This window comes from Janthinobacterium sp. TND4EL3 (genome assembly GCF_900156175.1).
In the GTDB taxonomy this organism is placed as follows: domain Bacteria; phylum Pseudomonadota; class Gammaproteobacteria; order Burkholderiales; family Burkholderiaceae_D; genus Janthinobacterium.
In genome coordinates this window covers 176,106-193,294 of the sequence record NZ_FTMV01000009.1, presented here as the reverse complement: position 1 = coordinate 193,294, position 17,189 = coordinate 176,106, and the positions used below count along the sequence as shown (strand labels likewise).

Below are 17,189 nucleotides of genomic sequence, written 5' to 3'. Positions count from 1 at the left end.
GCCAGGGTAACTTTCTGGCATGGCACCGGCGTCATGCGACCGTCTCCACGTCGTGGAACTGTTCCTTGATGGCCAGCAGTTGCGGCATCAGTTCGACGAACAGCTGCGCCAGCCACGGGTCGAAATGGCTGCCGGCGCCCGCCTTCAGGTGGCCAATGATGTCGTCAACGGCCCAGCCCGGCTTGTAGGGGCGGCACATGCTGAGCGCGTCGAAGACGTCGGCCAGGGCGACGATGCGGGCCGACTGCGGTATTTCCTCGCCGCGCAGGCCGTCGGGGTAGCCGCTGCCGTCCCATTTCTCGTGGTGGCGCAGCGACACCTCGGCCGCCAGCTTGAACACGGGCGCTTCGCTGCGCGACAGGATGTCGTAGCCGATTTTCGGATGCGTGCGCATGATGACCCATTCGGCATCGTCGAGCGGTCCCGGCTTGCGCAGGATGGCCTGGGGAATGCCCAGCTTGCCCATGTCGTGCATGGCGGCAGCCAGCTTGAGCCGGGCGCAGCGTTCGGCATCCCAGCCGGCGGCGCGGGCCAGCGCCGCCGCATAGGCGGCCATGCGCCAGATATGCTCGCCCGTGTCCGTATCGTTGTAGTGGCCCGCATGTCCCAGCATTTCGATGGCGTCGCGGTAGCTGCGCTCGAGCGCCGTCGCGCGCACCAGCGACAGGTGGGCCGCCACGCGGGCGCGCACGATGGGCGCGGACACGGGCTTGACGATGTAGTCGACGGCGCCCGCCTCGAAACCGGCCGATTCCTGCTGCGCGCCGCCATACGCCGTGACGAAGATCACCTGCATCGCTTGCGTGGGATCGATTTCGCGCAGCCGGGGGCACAGCGCATAGCCGTCGATGTCCGGCAGGCCCACGTCGAGCAGCACCAGCGCCGGACGGTGCTTGAGCACGGCCGCCAGCGCATCCCTGCCATTGCAGGCGAAGACCAGGTGATACGCATCGGCCAGGATGGAGCGCAGCAGGCTCAGATTGGTCGGCTCGTCGTCGACCACCAGCACGGTCGGCAGCTTCATCCCGGCACTCCCGCCGCCAGGCCGTCGGCCAGCTGGCGCGTGGCCCGTTCGGCGCCGCGAAAATCAAAGTCGGCAAGATGGCTGCGCAGGGCGTCGAGGCGGGACGATGGCAGCACCTGCGCCAGTTCCTGCAGCAGCGCTTCGGCCGGTGCCGGATCGTCGCGGTCGAGCGCGTCGAGCAAGCGGGCCAGCAGCACGCCTGCCGGCGCGCTGGCGGCCGTGGCCGGCTGGCCGGGCGGCGGCGTCTGCGCCGTGAATGCCGCGACGGCATCGATGGCGTGCGCCAGCGCCTGCTCCAGGGTGTCGAGCGCGGCCGCCGCATCGTTGCCGGCATGGAGCAGCTGCTCCGCGCGCTGGGCCGCGTGCAGGGTGGCGGGCAGGGCCAGGCTGCCCGCCACGCCCGCCAGTTTGTGCGCCAGGGCGGCGGCATCGCCGCGCGCATTGGCCGCCAGCAGGGCGCGCATGGTGGCGACCGTGTTGTGGTACGTGGCGCCAAAGCGCGACAGGTGCAGGCGGTACGGCGCTTCGTCGAGCCACTGCGCCAGTCCTTGCGCCAGGTCAATCACGGGCGCCGCGCCGGACGGCGGCACGGGCATCGCTGGCGCGCTGATGGCCGGCGGCAGGGCCGGCAAGCCCTGCACATGGCGCCGGTGCACGCGCGCGATCAGGGCGATGGTCTGCGGCACGTCGAACGGTTTGCTGATGAAATGGTTCATGCCCGCGTCCAGCGCCGCCGTCTGCTGCGTCTGGAATGCGCCCGCCGTCAGCGCCACCACGGGCAGGTCGTGGAATTGCGGCAGCTGGCGCAGCGCGCGCGTGGCCTGCAAGCCATCCATGACGGGCATCTGCACGTCCATCAGCACGATGTCGACGTCGGCGGGGTGCGCCAGCAGCCAGTCCAGCGCCTGCCTGCCATCGCAGGCGAACGAGGGCAGGGCTCCCTGGTCGCGCAGGATATGGTTGACCACGTCGCGGTTGATTTCGCTGTCGTCGACCACCAGCACGCGCACGCCGGCGAGCTGGCGCTCTTCCGGGGCGTCGTCGCTGGCGTCAAGGCCCGCCAGTTCGGCGCGCCGCTGGCGCGCGTCCATCGTCGCGTTGTACAGGCTCGAAGCCGTCACGGGTTCGTTGAGGATGGCATCGGCCGGATTGTCCGGGTCGGTGTGGCGCCGGGCCGGCGCCGTGGCCGGCGTGCCGCTGTTTGCCAGGATGACGACGGGGCAATCCTGCGGCGGCAAGTGCTCGCGCAGCGCGCGCGCGACGGCTTCGCCATCCATGTCCGGCAGGTGCGCGGCCAGCAGGACGACGCCGGGCCGGGCGCCTTCGGCGCAGTCGAGCGCGTAGTCGAGTGCCGCCTCGCCGCCAGGGACCGCATGCACGCTCCAGCCCAGGCCCTGCGCCACGGCGCTGACCATTGCGCGCGTGGCGGCGTTGCCGTCGGCCAGCAGCACGTGCAGGCCCTGCATGTCGGGCACGTTGCGCGGACGGGCGGGCAGCAGTTGCAGCGGCGCCGTGAAACTGAATTCGCTGCCCTGGCCCAGGGCGCTTTTCAGGCTCAGGGCGCCGCCCATCAGGCGCACCAGCTGGCGGCAGATGGTCAGGCCCAGGCCCGTGCCGCCGAAGCGGCGCGTGGTGGAGGTGTCGGCCTGGGTGAAGGCGGAAAAGATGGTTTCCTGTACTTCCGGGGCGATGCCGATGCCCGTGTCGCGCACACTGAAGCGCAACACGGCGGCGTCGCCGTCGCGGCTTTCCAGCGCCGTATGCAGCTCGACCGAACCCTGCGGCGTGAACTTGATGGCGTTGCTGGTAAGGTTGACCAGCACCTGCTCGAGACGCAGCGCATCGCCCAGCATATGGTCGACGCCGTCGGGCAGGGGGCCGATGTGCACGGTGATGGGCTTGTCATGCACGGCCACGCCCATGCTGGCGGCGATCTTCTCGATCACCTCGGCCAGGCGGAACGGCGCCTGTTCGATGTGCATATGGCCCGCTTCGATTTTCGACACGTCCAGCACATCGTTGATGATGCCGAGCAGCGATTGGCCGGCGGCGCGGATCTTGCGCGCCATCAGCAGCGCCTCGCCATCGAGGCTGCCCCTTTCCAGCAGCCAGGCCATGCCGAGGATGGCATTGAGGGGCGAGCGGATTTCATGGCTCATGTTGGCGAGGAATTCGGCTTTGCTGCGGTTGGCCGCCTCGGCCCCGTCGCGGGCCAGCAGCATGGCTTCCTCGGCCCGCTTTTGCGCCGATATGTCCTGGACAAAAATCAGCGTTGCCGGTCCATCCTTGAGCATGACGCGCGCCGTCGTCTTGAAGACGGGCACGGGCCGTCCCTGCTTGTCCAGGCCGACGGCTTCGAATACCTGCTCGCTGGCGGAGTCGGCCTCGATCAGCGCCTCGCTGCTCGCCAGCGCCGCCTGCGATTCTGCCGTGAGCATGCTGCGCCACGGCAGGCCGCTCAAGTCATCTTCGAGGGCGTAGCCGTGCAGGTGGCGGTAGCGGGGGTTCGAATAGACGAAGCGGCCATGCCGCAGGATGGCGATGGCCAGCGGCGCATCCTCGATCAGCGTGCGAAAGCGCGTCTCGCTGTCCGACACGGCCTGCATGGCCTGCCGCTCGCTTTCCTGCCGCGCGCGCCAGGCGGCCAGGTGCCGCCGGCGCCGCTGGCTCCAGTACAGCAGCGCACTGCCGGTGGCAGCCAGGATGGCAAAGAAGATGGCATAGCCGGCCGCCTGGCGCTGCAGCGGGGCGGCGATGGCCGCCTCCTCGCGGCTCAGGCCGATGATCAGCGCGCGGTCCATGTGCAGCGCCGGCGGCGCGATCGTGGCCATCGCCATCATGCGCGGCGGGCTGGCGGGCTGGCCGGGCACCAGCACGCCATCGAGCACCGCCGATGGCTGGCCGCTGTCGCGCAGGCGCCGCAGGAAGCTGCCGGGCACGTCCAGGTTGCTGCCGTCGACGGCGCCCTTGGCCGGATAGTTGAGGAACTGGCGCCCGTCGCCATGCAGCACCACGGCCCACACGTCGGCCGCATACATGGCCGTGCGGAACTTGCCCGTGAAATATTCGGGGTCGAAGGTGGCCATCACCAGCCCGGCGAAGCGGCCCTGCCGGTCCGGCACCATGCGCGCCGCCGTCATCACCAGGTCGTTCTTGAACGAGCGGAAAGGCGGCGACAGGTACAGCATGTGCGCGTCGGGCGCGTCGCGCACCGTCTGGAAGTAGCCGCGGCGCGAAAAATCCTGCTGCATCAGTTCCGGGATGTTCGTGGCGAGCGGCTTGCCGCTGGCGTCGAGCACCAACATGGTGCGCACGCCGGGCATGGCGTCGACCAGGGCGGTCAGGCGCCGGGGCAGGGCCTGGCTGGCGCCCGTCTCCGCCGCAGGGCCGAGAAAGTCGCGGATCACCCCTTCGAGCACCAGGTTGGTGGCGGCCAGGTCGACTTCGATGTTTTTTGCCAGCAGCGCCGTCAGCACGTCCAGCCGCTCGCGTTCCGCCGCCGCGTGCCGTGCCGTTTCGGCCAGGTGCAGATAAGCGAGGGTGACGCCGATGATCAGCAGTCCGAGGAGAAGAAAAAGCCACTCAATCAGTCGTCTGTGCACTGCGTTGCCACCTGGTAATCGGATCAATGTAACGATGCTATACCGGATATGGAAGAAGAACAACTTTTCCCGGTGACTACTCAGCTGATAGTGTGGCCAATTTGTCGAAGCGGGTTGCCGCTTGCACGGTGTCCGTCAGCGGCAGGCACAGGCTGAACACGGCGCCCTGGCCGGGCGCCGATACCACCATGATGCTTCCGCCCATCAGGACCGCCAGGTGGCTGGCGATGGCCAGCCCCAGGCCCGCGCCCCCGTGCGCGCGGCTGGGGGCGTCATCGGCCTGCGAGAATTTCTCGAAAATGCTGGCCTGGTGCGCCTGTGCGATGCCGACGCCCGTGTCGCACACGGCGATGCGCAGCTGCCCGTCCTGGCGCGCCACGCGCACGTCGATGCGTCCGGCCGGCGTGAAGTGCAGCGCGTTGTCGAGCAGGATGGCGAGCAGCCGTACCAGGCGGGGACGGTCGCAAACGATGTGCGACGGCGTATCGGCGGTGGCGCTCCACGCGAGGGCGATGCCCTGGTCCGCGGCGCGCTGGCGGAATGGCGCCAGCGCCTGGGCCAGCACGCCGGACAGCGGTTCCGGCGCACTCTTGAGCCTGAGCTGGCCGCCTTCGAGGGCGCTCAGTTCCATCGTCGCCTCGACCAGCGACAGCAGCTGGCGGCCGCTGGCGCGGATGGCGTGTGCGTGGCCGGCCAGCCCAGGCTGCTGCTGCAGCTGTTCCAGCAGCAGTTCGGAAAAGCCGAGGATGCCGTTGAGCGGCGTGCGCAGCTCGTGCGACATGTTCGACAGGAAGCGCGACTTGGCTTCGCTGGCGGCGATGGCCCTGGCGCGGCTGTCGATCAGGCGCCCGATCAGCAGCACCAGCGCGGCCCACGACAGCACGATCAGCGCGCTCGTGACGGCCGCCATCAGCAGCGCCTGTTCGCGGCGCGAGGCGTAGTCGGCCAGCACCGTGTCGCGGTCCAGGCCGATCAGCATGTAGAGCGGATAGTGCGCCAGTTTTTCAAATGCGTAGTAGCGCAGGGTGCCGTCGATGGGGCTGCGCTGCAGGAAGCTGCCGCGTGTCTTGCCGCGCATTTGCGCGAACAGCTCGCTGTCGCCGACATCCTGGCCGATGGTGTTGACGCTGCCGACGCGGCGCGCCCGCATCACGCCATCGGTGCCGATGAGGGCGATGGAGCTGTTCTTGCCCAGGTCGACCTCGTCATACAGGCGCGTGAAGTAATACGGGTCCATCGACGCCACCACCACGCCCTTGAAGCTGCCGTCGGGGTGGTTGATGCGGCGCGTCAGCTGGATCGACCATTTTTTCGAGACGCGGCCCAGCACGGGCTTGCTGATGTAGAGTTCGCCGCTGTCGCCGCGCACGTGCACCTGGAAGTGCTCGCGGTCGGCCAGATTGATGGGCTTGAACGTCTTGCTTGTCAGGACAGTGTCGCCCCGTTCGTTGACTATGCTGAACAGGTTGTACAGGGGGCCGGGATTGAGCCCCTGCTGCAGGTCCGTGACGATGTCGAGCTTGTCGCCCAGCGCGTTGTAGCGGCCGCGCAGGTAGGTGACTGCCTGGTCCGCCCCCTCGATCGTGCGTATCGCGTGTTCGTCGAAGACCCGCGCCATGCTGCGCGCATCGCGCTGGGCGTCGGCGATGGCACGGTCGCGGGCGTGGTCGAGCTGCAGCAGGGTCACGGCCCACAGGCCGGCCAGCAGCAGGGCCACGAAAACGGACAGGACGATGCGCGTGTCGAGCCGCTCCCAGGGCAGGGCCTGCCATTTCAATCGTGGTGTGATGTCGTGCCGCATGCCGCCTCCCACAGTATGTCTCCCCTGACCGCCGCCGCGATGGCGGGCGTAGACCGGGGCCGCATTACTTCTCTGCGGTCAATTATATCGAATATAAATGATTTTATCGAATAAATTGAATTATTCGTTGTAAGTGTTGTATTTGCTCATGATATTGGTGGTGCAACATGGCCCGCCAGCCAGTGCTCCACCAGGTCGCGCAGCTGGGCCGCCGTGAAGGGTTTGGACAGGTAATCGTCCATGCCGGCGTCCATGCAGCGCTGCCGGTCGTCGTCGGTGACGCCCGCCGTCAGGGCGATGACGGGCGTGCGCGCGGCGCCGCTGCGCAGCTCGCGCGCGCGCAGCGCCTGGCAAGCCTGGTAGCCATCCATGACGGGCATCATGCAATCCATCAGCACCAGGTCGTAGCGTCGTGCCGCCAGGGCCAGCAGGCCCAGCTCGCCGTTTTCCGCCGTATCGATGGTGTAGCCGCGTCCGCCCAGCTGCAGGCAGACGAGTTGGCGGTTCAGCGCCGTGTCCTCGACCAGCAGGATGCGGGCCGCGGGTACGGGCTCCGTCTCCTGCACCGCGGCAGGGGCGGGAGCTGGCTCCGCTTGCGGCGCGGCGGGCGGCGCGGCGGGCGTCTCGTCCGGGGGAGCCGCCTGCGCTGCCGCGGCCAGGCCGCACGGGATGCGCACGGTGAAGCGGGAGCCGGCGCCGGGCGTGCTGTCGCAGCCGATTTCGCCGCCCAGCAGTCCGACCAGCTGCTGGCAGATGGCCAGGCCCAGTCCCGTGCCGCCATATGCGCCGCTGATGCTGGCGTCGGCCTGGCAATACGGCTGGAACACGCGTTCCAGCTGTTCGGGCGTCATGCCGATGCCGCCGTCGCTGACCTGGAACAGCAGCGTGGCCGTGTCCGGGCTGTCCGGCGCTGCGGGCGCCAGCTGCAGGTCCACCGTCACCTGTCCCGACGCCGTGAACTTGATGGCGTTGCCGACCAGGTTGCCCAGTATCTGCGCGATGCGCGTGCGGTCCGAGCAGACTTGCCGCGGCACGCGCGTGTCCACCTCGGCCACCAGCTGCAAGCCTTTGCGGTCCGCCTGTGCGCGGTGCAGCACCAGCAGGTCGTCGAGCAGCAGGCGCGGATCGAAGTCGCGCAGTTCCACGCCCATCTGGCCCGCTTCGGCCTTGGACAGGTCGAGGATGTCGTTGAGTATGTGCATGAGGTCGTGCACGCCGTTGCTGACGTTGCCGGCATAGTGGCGCTGCGTCGCATCGAGCGGGGTTTCCAGCAGCAGTTCGGCCATGCCGGCGATGCCGGCCATCGGCGTGCGGATTTCATGGCTCATGATGGCCAGGAAGCGCGACTTGGCGGCGTTCGCCGCTTCCGCGTGCGCCTGCAGCGCCAGCGCCTTGGCCGTATCGCGCTCGCGCCGCCGCAGCAGGCCCATGATCAGCCCCACGGCCAGCGCCACCGCCAGCAGGCTGACCAGCGCCGCGCCGCCCATGGTGCGCAGCATGCGGCGCCAGCCCGCCAGATAGACTTCGTCCGTGACGGTGACGTTGACGGCCAGCGGATAGTCGCGCACGAGGCGGATGCCGGCCAGGCGGTCGACGGGGCGGCCCTGGTCGGCCGCGCGCGGCAAGTCCACCTGCAGCACGCCGTGCGTCTTGCCCTGTTCCAGCAGGCGGTAGGTGCTGCCCGTCAGGTTGCGCTTGCCCATCATGGCGGGGGCGGCAGGCCAGCGCGCCAGCAGCGTGTAGTCGTTGCGGTACAGGGAAAAGGCCGTGTGTTCGCCGATGCTCGTGTTCTGGAAGAACTTGCTGAAGAAATCGCACGACAGGCCGACCAGGACCACGCCCAGGAAGCGGCCGTCCGGCCCGCTGATGCGCCGGCTGATATAGAAGGTCCAGGCGCCGTTGCCCTTGTTTTGCACGGGCGCGCTGACGTGCATGCCGCCGTCCGGGTGGCGGCGGTGGTAATCGAAATAATCGCGCTCGTCGAGGCGGATGGGCGGCGCCGGGTAGGCGCGGCTGAAGACCAGCACGGCGCCGTCGCTGCCGGCGATCGACACCACGTCCACTTGCGGCACGCCGCCGATCTTGTGCCGCAGCAACTGATGCATGGCAGGGTTGGCGACGGCGGCGGCCAGCGCGGCCCCGTCGGCCGGGGCGGCCGCCTGTACTTCGTTGCTGACGCTGTCGAGCACGAGGCGGGCCGCCGTCATGCTTTGCGCCGTGTTTTCCGCCAGCAGCAGCGACAGGTTGGACAGGTCGCGTTTCCAGTCTTCGACGGCTTCGCGGTGCAGCAGCACGCCGGAAACGACGATGCACACCGCCAGCAGGCCCACCAGCACCAGGCCTGCCACGGCCGCCGTGGCGCGCGGCGGATAGCGGTGCACCAGGCGCAGGACGGCCCGGCGCGCGCTCATGCCGGCGCGCCCGTGTAGTCAAGCATGCTGCGGCGTACCTCCTGTTCCACGGCGTCCAGCAGCGCCGCCGTTTCATCGAGCCAGCCGGGCGCGGCCAAGCCCTGGTGGCGCACCAGCTGTTCCAGGTCCGCCAGGCGCGCCGTCAGCGCGCGGGCGCCCAGCAGGGCCACGGTGCCGCGCAAGGTATGGCAGGCATGCACGATGGCTTGCGCCGCGCCGCTGCGCACGGCCTGCTCCACGCGCGCGTACATGGCAGGCGAGGTGTCCAGATAGGTCTGGGACAGGGCGCGGAACATCTCCAGGTCATGGCCGGTGGCCTGGAACAGCACGGCGGGATCGATGTGGCGATAGGCTGGCATGCTGGACTCCCGGACAAAGGCGGTGAATTAGGCGGCCAGGCTGTTGCGCCGCGCATGGCCGGCGCAGCAGGCGCGCAGATAACCGCGCAGCTCGTCGTAATTGACGGGTTTGGCAAAGAACACCACGCCGGGCGGCACGCCGCCCCGTTCCTCGAGTTCCTCCGACGTCAGGCTCGACAGCATGGCGATGTGCATCTCCGCCAGCAGCGGGTCGGCCAGGATGGTGCGGATCACCTCGTAGCCGTCGATGCCCTCCATGACGATGTCGGCCAGCAGGATGTCGGGCTGGTCGCGGGCGATTTCCATCAGCGCCTGGTAGCCGTTCTCGCAAAAGCGCAATGCCGCCTGCAAGCCCCAGGAGCCGATCTGTTTTTCGTACAGCGCGCGTTCGATCGGATTGTCCTCGATGACGAGGATGGACGGCGGGCGGCCCGTCGGCCCCGGGCGGGTCGCGCGCACCGTGCGCTGCTCCTGCTGGCCCGGATTGCCCTTGTAGGCTTCCACGGCCGCGAGGGGAATGCGCCGGTGGCCGCCCTTGGTCTTCCAGGCTTCGATAACGCCGGCCTCGACCAGTTGTTGCACCGATGTGACCGAGATGCCGAGGATTTCGGCGGCCTTTTGTGTAGTGCAAACGTCGGCTGTGTGCATGATGAGCTTTATGGTCGAATGGGTAGTTGAAGGGAATGATACGCAATCGCGCTCAAAAAATCAATTTCAACAAATTAGATGAATTCACTAAAGGCCATGCGGGTGGCGGGCCGGGACCGGCTGCGCAAGCGCATGTGGACGCCATGTTCGGCTGGCGCGAGGATGTCGTGCCATTCGCTCCACTCGGCGCCGCTGTGGCGCAGCAGTGTTTCCATGTGCTCCGCATCGAGTCCCAGCGCCCGCGCGGCCGCCAGCGACGGCCCGCGCGGACCCGCGCCATTGATCAATATCAAGTCGGCAAAGCCGCTGGCCAGTTTCAGCAGCCAGGCCAGGTCCGTCATGCGTCCTGCCTGGCCCAGGCCGGGCGGCGCGGCATGGCAGCGCACCGCGTCGCAGAGGATGTCCGGCATGCCCCAGCCGCGCATGAGAATGGCCGACAGGGCCAGCTGGTGGTGGCCGAAACGGCGCGACTCTTCGCACAGCAGCCGGGTCGTGCCGCCGCCATGCTGGGCCAGGAGCTGCCCGTATGCCTGCGGACGCAAGGTGGCCAGGGCCAGCTGGCCGAGATTGGCGAGCAGGCCGCAGCTGAACAGGTCTTCGGCGGGCGCCAGCTGCAGTGCGTCGCCCGCCACGCGGGCCGCGCATGCCATGGCCAGCGCATGCGCCGCGTGGCGCTCGCCGTCGAATGGCGCACAGGCGTCCGGCGGCGCGGGCCGGGCGGCGAACGCCTGCCGCAGGGCGGGCAGGCCGATTGCCGCCAGCATGGCCGCGCTGACGGCAGCGTGCTTGCGGCCGCCCGCCGGCACGGCGCCGTTGGCCAGGCCGATGACCTGGCCGCTGAGGGGGGCGTCGCAGCGTATCTGTTCGGCCAGTTCGTCGAGCGACACCTGCTGCGCGCACATTGCCGCCAGCCGCTGGCGCCGCCATTCGGGCGAGGGCAGGATGGCGCCGTCGCGCAGCAGTGCCAGGTCGAGGTGCGCGCTCATGGCAGGCTCCCCATGTCGCTGCTGTCGTTTGTCTCGGCGGCGCTGGTCTGCAGGGCCGTGACGGCCTGCGACAGGGCGTCGAGCGCCATCAGCAGGTCGGCATGCAGGCGGTGCTGCGCGGCGATATCGTTGGAGAACCCCGCATGCACGGCTTGGCGGGCCAGCGCCTGCAAGGGCATCAGGCCCATGGCATGGCTGCCGTCGAGGATTTCCTGCGCCAGGATGCGGGCCGGCGCGGCGCGTTCGCAGCGCAGCGCATGGGCAATGCCGGCCAGGCGGTCGCGCGTCTCGGACACGAACAGGGCCAGGATCTCGCCCTGCAGGCGCCGGTCATGGCCGAACATGGCGTCCAGGCGCGCCTGCTCGAAGGGCGGCACGTCGCGTTCCTGCCGTTCCTGCTCCTGCTGTGGCGCTGGCGATTCCGCCACCTTGGCCGGCGGGGTGGCTTTGCGCGTTTGCAGCACTTGATGCAGATCAACATGGGCCTGCGTGGTATCCGGCCCCCGGCTGGCCTGGCGCCAGCGGATGCGGCGCCAGAGCAGGGCGGCCAGCACGAGCGCCAGGCCCGCCATGGCCAGCGCCGGGCGCATCAGCGAAATGTCTTCGCAGCGGATGAAGGGATAGGTGAGGAAAAAGGTGTTCATGGTGGTGCTCCGGTACTGTATCTGCATGTGGTTCTGCGTCTGGCGTGCCCGCTGCTTCAGAAGACTTCCCAGTCGCCGTCGTCGGCGGCGGCAGTGCTTCTGGCCGGGGCCGGCTTGCGCGTGGCGACCAGCTTGAGCGGCGCCGGCTTGCGCGCTGCGGGCGGCCGGGCGGCCGGTGCGCGGGGTGCCTGAGGCGGCGCCGCGCGCGCCGGTGCGCCGGCCTGGCCGTGCGCCAGCCTGAAGGTGCTCACCACGGCGGCCAGGTTGCCCGCCTGTTCCTGCAGCGATTGCGAGGCCGCCGCCGCTTCCTCGACGAGGGCCGCATTCTGCTGCGTGGCTTCATCCATCTGCGTGATGGCGCGGTTGATTTCCTCGATGCCCGTGCTTTGCTCCACGCTGGCGGCCGAGATTTCGCTGACGATATCGGTGACGCTGCGCACCGTGTCGACCACTTCCGTCATGGCCGCGCCAGCCTGCTGCACCAGCTTGCCGCCTTGTCCCACCTGTTCCACGGAGTCGCTGATCAGCGTCTTGATTTCCTTGGCCGCTGCGGCCGAGCGGTGCGCCAGGTTGCGCACTTCGGAGGCGACGACGGCGAAGCCGCGCCCCTGCTCCCCGGCGCGCGCCGCCTCGACGGCCGCGTTCAGGGCCAGGATATTGGTCTGGAAGGCGATGCCGTCGATGACGCCGATGATGTCGGAGATCTTGTTGGAGGCGCTGTCGATCGCTTCCATCGTGCGTATCACGTCGCCCATCACCTGGCCGCCGTGCGCCGCCTTGTCCGAGGCGCTGATGGCCATCTGCTGGGCCTGGCGCGCATTGTCGGCGTTCTGCCGCACGGTGGCCGTCAGTTCTTCCATGGCCGAAGCCGTTTCCTCCAGCGAGCCGGCCTGCTGTTCCGTGCGCGCCGACAGGTCCAGGTTGCCCGCCGCGATTTCGGTCGAGGCCGTGCTGATGGTGTCCGTGCCGACGCGCACCTCGCCCACGATGCGCACCAGGCTGTCGCTCATGTCCGCCAGTGCCGTCATCAGCTGGCCCACCTCGTCGTTCGAGGTGGCGCGGATTCGCGCGCTGAGGTCGCCGCCGGCGATGGTGCGGGCCACGCCGACGGCGCCCGCCAGCGAGGCGCCGATGCGCCGCGCCAGCAGCAGGCCCATGCCTGCCACCAGGGCCGTCACGGCCAGGGCCAGGCCGAGCGAAATCCAGCGCGCGCTGGCGATGGCGGCGGCGCCGTCGGCCGCGCCCTTGTTGGCCAGGTTTTCGTTGTAGCGGTGGTGGGCGGCGAGGGCGTCGACCAGTTCCTTGATGATGGGCTGGTTTTGCATCAGCAGGTCGCGCGCCGCGTCCAGCTCGCCCGCCTTCGACAGCGCCAGCACCTTCTCGCGCATGGCGTCGTAGCGCAGCAGCACGGCGCGGTCCGTGGCCAGCAGCGCCTTGTCTTGCTCGTCGGACAGGTTTTCCTGCTCATACTTGTCGAGCGCCTTGCCAACTGCCGCGCGCGCCGCGCGGATGCCCGCTTCCAGTGCGTCGCGCTGGGCGGCATCCTTGCTGGCCATGTGCTGCCAGACGGCCGTGCGCATTTGCGTGAACGGCACGAAAGCCTGGTTCAGGGTCAGCAGGCTGGGCACCGTGTTGACGGTGGCATAGTTGGCCGCCGTGTACACGCGGTCCATTTCATAGATGCCCAGGCCCGTCAGGGCAGCCAGGCCCAGGACGACGGAGAGGATCAGTGCGTACAGCCGTTTAGCGATGGTCATGATGGGCGCCGCTCCAGGAAAAGTCAAAATCGGGAAAACCGGTGTGCCGTTGTGCTTGATTTATATTTTACGATAAAAATTTGTTTTATTCGAGATATTTGTTGTGAATTTATTTTATTTTATGTTCTTCGTCAAAATCGCGCTACAGAAGAGTACGCCTGGCCGCGCGGCAGGCAGTGGGCGGGCCTGGATCGGTGAGGAAAAGCAACACCGCGCGCCTTGTCGCTCTCGCGTGTGCCACGCTTTGTCAATTAGTGAAAAAATGGAATTGCCTTGATCGCCATCAAATACGGTGCGCAGGCGCGTGCCGCCGACTGACTCTTGTAAAGGAGCATCATGACTGCCTCTGCCCGGCCTGGACCCTTGTTGGTATTTACCGCAGTCATCTTCATCTTGCTGGGCCTGGCGCTTGCCGGCGGCGGCGCCTGGCTCGTCAGCCTCGGCGGTTCCTGGTATTACGTCGTGGCCGGCATCGGCATGCTCGTTGCCGGTGCGCTCGTGTGGCAGGGCCGGCGCAGCGCCCAGCTGTTTCTTGCGTTGCTGCTGTTCGCCACCCTGGTCTGGTCCGTCATCGAAGTGAAGTTCGACTGGTGGCAATTGCTGCCCCGTCTCGACATCTGGTTCGCCGCCGCCGTCTGGCTGCTGCTGCCGTTCGTCGACCGCCGCCTCGATCCCCCATTGAGCGCCGGCGCGAAGCCGCGCGACGCGGGCAAGAGCGCCCTGACGGCGGCCGTGGTGCTGACGGCCGCCGTGGGCGTGTTCTCGCTGTTCCAGGATTACTACACCCTGCACGGCGAAGTGCCGGCCGAGAACATGGCGGGCAAGCCTGCGGGCGACTATGCGCCCGGCGTGGCGCCCGGCGACTGGGCAGCGTATGGCCGCTCCGGCTATGGCGACCGCTACGCGCCGGCCGCGCAGATCACGCCGGCCAACGCCGCGCAGCTGCAACAGGCGTGGGTCTACCACACGGGCGACTTCAAGGGACCGAACGATCCGGGCGAGATCGCCAACGAAGTCACGCCGCTGAAGGTAAACGGCATGCTGTACCTGTGCACGCCGCATAACATCGTCATCGCACTGGACCCGGACACGGGCAAGGAAATCTGGCGCCACGATCCGAAGATCAACCGCGACGCGTCGAGCTACCAGCACATGATCTGCCGCGGCGTGGCCTACTGGGACGTCAACGCGGGCCGCGCCAAGGGCGATCCGGCGCCCGAGGCGGCCGGCATGGAGTGCCCGCGCCGCATCTTCGCGCCCACCATGGATGCGACCTTGATCGCCGTCAATGCCGATACGGGCGAGGCGTGCAAAAGCTTCGGAGAAAACGGCGTGATCGGGCTGTATCACGGCATGGCCATGAAGAAGCGGGGCTTTCTGATGCCCACCTCGCCGCCGGCCGTGGCGCAAAACGTGGTGGTGATGGCCGCCAGCGTGACGGACAACGACTCCACCGAGGAGCCATCGGGCGTGATCCGCGGCTATGACCCCGTGACGGGCAAGCTGTTGTGGAACTGGGATGCCGCCAACCCCGACGACACGGCGCCGATTGCCGATGGAAAAACCTACACCAACAACTCGCCCAATTCCTGGGGCGTGTCGAGCATCGATGAAAAGCTGGGCATGGTGTACGTGCCGATGGGCAATGAAACCCCGGACACCTGGGGCGGCAGGCGCAATCCGAACGGCGAAAAGTACAACAGCGCCATCGTCGCGCTCGATCTTGCCACGGGCAAGGTGCGCTGGGTCTACCAGACCGTGCACCACGATATCTGGGACATGGACATCGGCGGCCAGCCCACCCTGGTCGACATCGACACGCCGAAAGGTAAAATTCCGTCGGTCGTCGCCACCACCAAGCGGGGCGACATCTACGTGATCGACCGCCGCGACGGCAGCCTGGTCGTACCGGCGCCGGAAAAACCCGTGCCGACGAATAACCCGGCTCCGGGCGACCGCCTGTCGCCCACGCAGCCGTTCTCGGAACTGACGTTCCTGCCGAAAAAGCACATCAGCGAGACGGATATGTGGGGCACGACGCCGTTCGACCAGCTGGCTTGCCGCATCATCTTCCGCCAGCACCGCTATGAAGGGCCGTTCACGCCGCAGACGGTGGCCGAAGGCAAGATCAAGGGCGCCATCATCTCGCCTGGCCCGCTCGGCATCTTCGAGTGGGGCGGCGCGGCCGTCGATCCGGGCCGTCAGTTGCTACTGGTCAATCCCGACTACATGGGCTTCCTGGAGCGCCTGGTGCCGCGCGCGCAGGCCAATGTGCAGGGTGGCTCCGGCACGGAAATGGGCTTGCAGCCGCAGACGGGCACGCCGTTCGCCGTGGAAATCAAGCCTTTCCTGTCGCCGCTGGGTTTTCCTTGCCAGGCACCGCCTTGGGGCTACGTGGCCGCCGTCGACTTGCGCACCATGAAAAAAGTGTGGATGCACAAGAACGGCACCACCATGGACAGCGCCCCCGTGCCCATCCCGCTGCCGCTGGGCGTGCCCAGCCTGGGCGGCATCAGCACGACGGGCGGCGGCGTGGCGTTTCTGAGCAGCACGCTCGACTACTACATCCGCGGCTATGACGTGCGCAATGGCAAGGTCGTGTGGAAAGCCCGCTTGCCGGCCGGCGGCCAGGCCACGCCGATGAGCTATGTCTCCGACAAGACGGGCAAGCAATATGTCGTCGTCATGGCCGGCGGCCATGGTTCCTTGGGCACCAAGATGGGCGACAGCCTGGTGGCGTTTGCCTTGCCGGACGAGGCGGTGAAGGAGGCGGGGAAAGGGAAGTAAGAGGAGAAGTAAGTGAAGCGCATCGGCGGCATGGACTGGCCATGCCGCCGATGCGCTGCCATTGAGGGCCCCGACGCTATGGCAAGCGGCGATTCAAGACGATGAGTTCGGCATTCTCCGCAGTATCGTCCGCCAGCGGGTAGAGCACGACCGCATAGGCACGCTCCGTGGTCTTGCTGATGCTGGAAATGATCAATTTGTCACCGGGTATCGACAGAACCTCGTTGGTCAGCAGGTTCCGGTAGCCTTGCACGCCTTTGCTATAGAATATTTCCAGTAATTTATCATTTTGCGTGGTCAGCCAGCCGTTTCCAAACTCGGTATTGAACCGCGTGACAAAAGTATCGTCTGCGATGTTGACTGGCTGCCATGTATTGAACAGCGGATCGGCAAAGTCCACCAATTCAATGATCTCGCTTGCCCCGGACGCAGCTATTTTTTCGATAATGATTTTATCGTTTTCTTGCGCCAGCAGATAAGAATCCCTGTCGAAGGAGGCGCTTAATATCTGCAAAACTGGGATATCCTTCGCCTCAATCTCCCGCGAGCGCGTGACATTGCCTTTTTCATCGACCTCCCGGTGCAGCAGGATGCTGCCGTCATTGGCCAGCAAGTGGGTCGCCTTGTTGCAAATGGCAATGCGGTTATTTGCGGGCAAGGGGACCTTGCTATTGTGTTTCTTCTTCAGCTTCCCATTGATAAACTCGATGGCCAGGATTTTGTCCGGTTTCTTATCGTTAAAATCCACATCGTGAAATATCGAATGTGAGCCCGTCGTTCCAATGAAGTGTCCGGTAAATGGACGGTTGCCCTTTGGCATTTCCACATCGTCACGATGAAAGACGGGAATGCTGATTTCCAGTTCTTTATCAGGATGATAGGGAATGACGGAAACATAATTTTCCTGATCCGGACTCAGGAACAGTGTCGGCAAAATGCCGTCATCCTCGGCGTAGTTTTCAATACTGCCATCCATCGCGACAGTCGTATATATCAGCTTGTAGGTGCCATTTTTTTTGTAGACGTAATTAGCCAGCAGCGTCTTGTCAGCAAAGGAGATGCTGTCTTTGGCCGATATTGCTGTTTCAGCGAGTAACCTTGTCATTGTGCCCCAGTCGCCTTGCGCGACAGACCATGTATAGGGTGCTACCTTGTCGAGGTTTTTCATGC

General features: G+C 66.9%; 11 protein-coding genes. 1 reads left to right on the top strand and 10 read right to left on the bottom strand.

Annotated elements, in window-relative coordinates:
• Positions 1-31 precede the first annotated feature (31 nt).
• From BXA07_RS15900 to BXA07_RS15860, 9 genes are all read right to left on the bottom strand, one after another.
• On the bottom strand, positions 32-1,024 hold the full coding sequence (locus BXA07_RS15900; RefSeq protein WP_076568869.1) for a response regulator: 993 nt from the start codon (positions 1,022-1,024) through the stop codon (positions 32-34).
• Positions 1,021-4,626: a response regulator gene (locus BXA07_RS15895; protein ID WP_076568868.1), complete on the bottom strand. Its 3,606-nt coding sequence runs from the start codon at positions 4,624-4,626 to the stop codon at positions 1,021-1,023. The genes BXA07_RS15900 and BXA07_RS15895 overlap by 4 nt, the downstream gene beginning before the upstream one ends.
• Positions 4,627-4,702: 76 nt before the next feature.
• Complete coding sequence (locus BXA07_RS15890) at positions 4,703-6,427, bottom strand: cache domain-containing sensor histidine kinase (RefSeq protein WP_244556297.1); 1,725 nt, start codon at positions 6,425-6,427, stop codon at positions 4,703-4,705.
• A 146-nt stretch (positions 6,428-6,573) separates the two neighbouring features.
• Positions 6,574-8,838, bottom strand: a complete 2,265-nt coding sequence (locus BXA07_RS15885; protein ID WP_076568867.1) for a hybrid sensor histidine kinase/response regulator — start codon at positions 8,836-8,838, stop codon at positions 6,574-6,576.
• The gene (locus BXA07_RS15880; RefSeq protein WP_076568866.1) at positions 8,835-9,197 is read right to left on the bottom strand and encodes an Hpt domain-containing protein; all 363 of its coding nucleotides are present in this window, start codon (positions 9,195-9,197) and stop codon (positions 8,835-8,837) included. Before BXA07_RS15880 ends, BXA07_RS15885 begins: the two co-directional genes overlap by 4 nt.
• A 27-nt stretch (positions 9,198-9,224) precedes the next feature.
• A complete protein-coding gene (locus BXA07_RS15875) occupies positions 9,225-9,845 on the bottom strand; it encodes a response regulator (protein WP_076568865.1) in 621 nt (206 codons plus the stop codon).
• Between the two features lie 74 nt (positions 9,846-9,919).
• Positions 9,920-10,831, bottom strand: a complete 912-nt coding sequence (locus BXA07_RS15870) for an HDOD domain-containing protein (protein ID WP_076568864.1) — start codon at positions 10,829-10,831, stop codon at positions 9,920-9,922.
• Positions 10,828-11,475 carry an Hpt domain-containing protein gene (locus BXA07_RS15865; RefSeq protein ID WP_076568863.1) on the bottom strand — a complete coding sequence of 216 codons (648 nt, stop codon included), beginning with the start codon at positions 11,473-11,475 and terminating at the stop codon, positions 10,828-10,830. The genes BXA07_RS15870 and BXA07_RS15865 overlap by 4 nt, the downstream gene beginning before the upstream one ends.
• 56 nt (positions 11,476-11,531) lie before the next feature.
• Positions 11,532-13,232, bottom strand: a complete 1,701-nt coding sequence (locus tag BXA07_RS15860; protein ID WP_076568862.1) for a methyl-accepting chemotaxis protein — start codon at positions 13,230-13,232, stop codon at positions 11,532-11,534.
• Between the two features lie 336 nt (positions 13,233-13,568).
• Here BXA07_RS15860 and BXA07_RS15855 point away from each other — a divergent pair, with 336 nt between their 5' ends.
• Positions 13,569-16,019, top strand: a complete 2,451-nt coding sequence (locus BXA07_RS15855; RefSeq protein ID WP_076568861.1) for a membrane-bound PQQ-dependent dehydrogenase, glucose/quinate/shikimate family — start codon at positions 13,569-13,571, stop codon at positions 16,017-16,019.
• A gap of 76 nt (positions 16,020-16,095) precedes the next feature.
• Here the strand turns inward: BXA07_RS15855 and BXA07_RS15850 are convergent, their stop codons facing one another.
• Positions 16,096-17,187: a hypothetical protein gene (locus BXA07_RS15850; protein WP_076568860.1), complete on the bottom strand. Its 1,092-nt coding sequence runs from the start codon at positions 17,185-17,187 to the stop codon at positions 16,096-16,098.
• Positions 17,188-17,189: the final 2 nt, after the last annotated feature.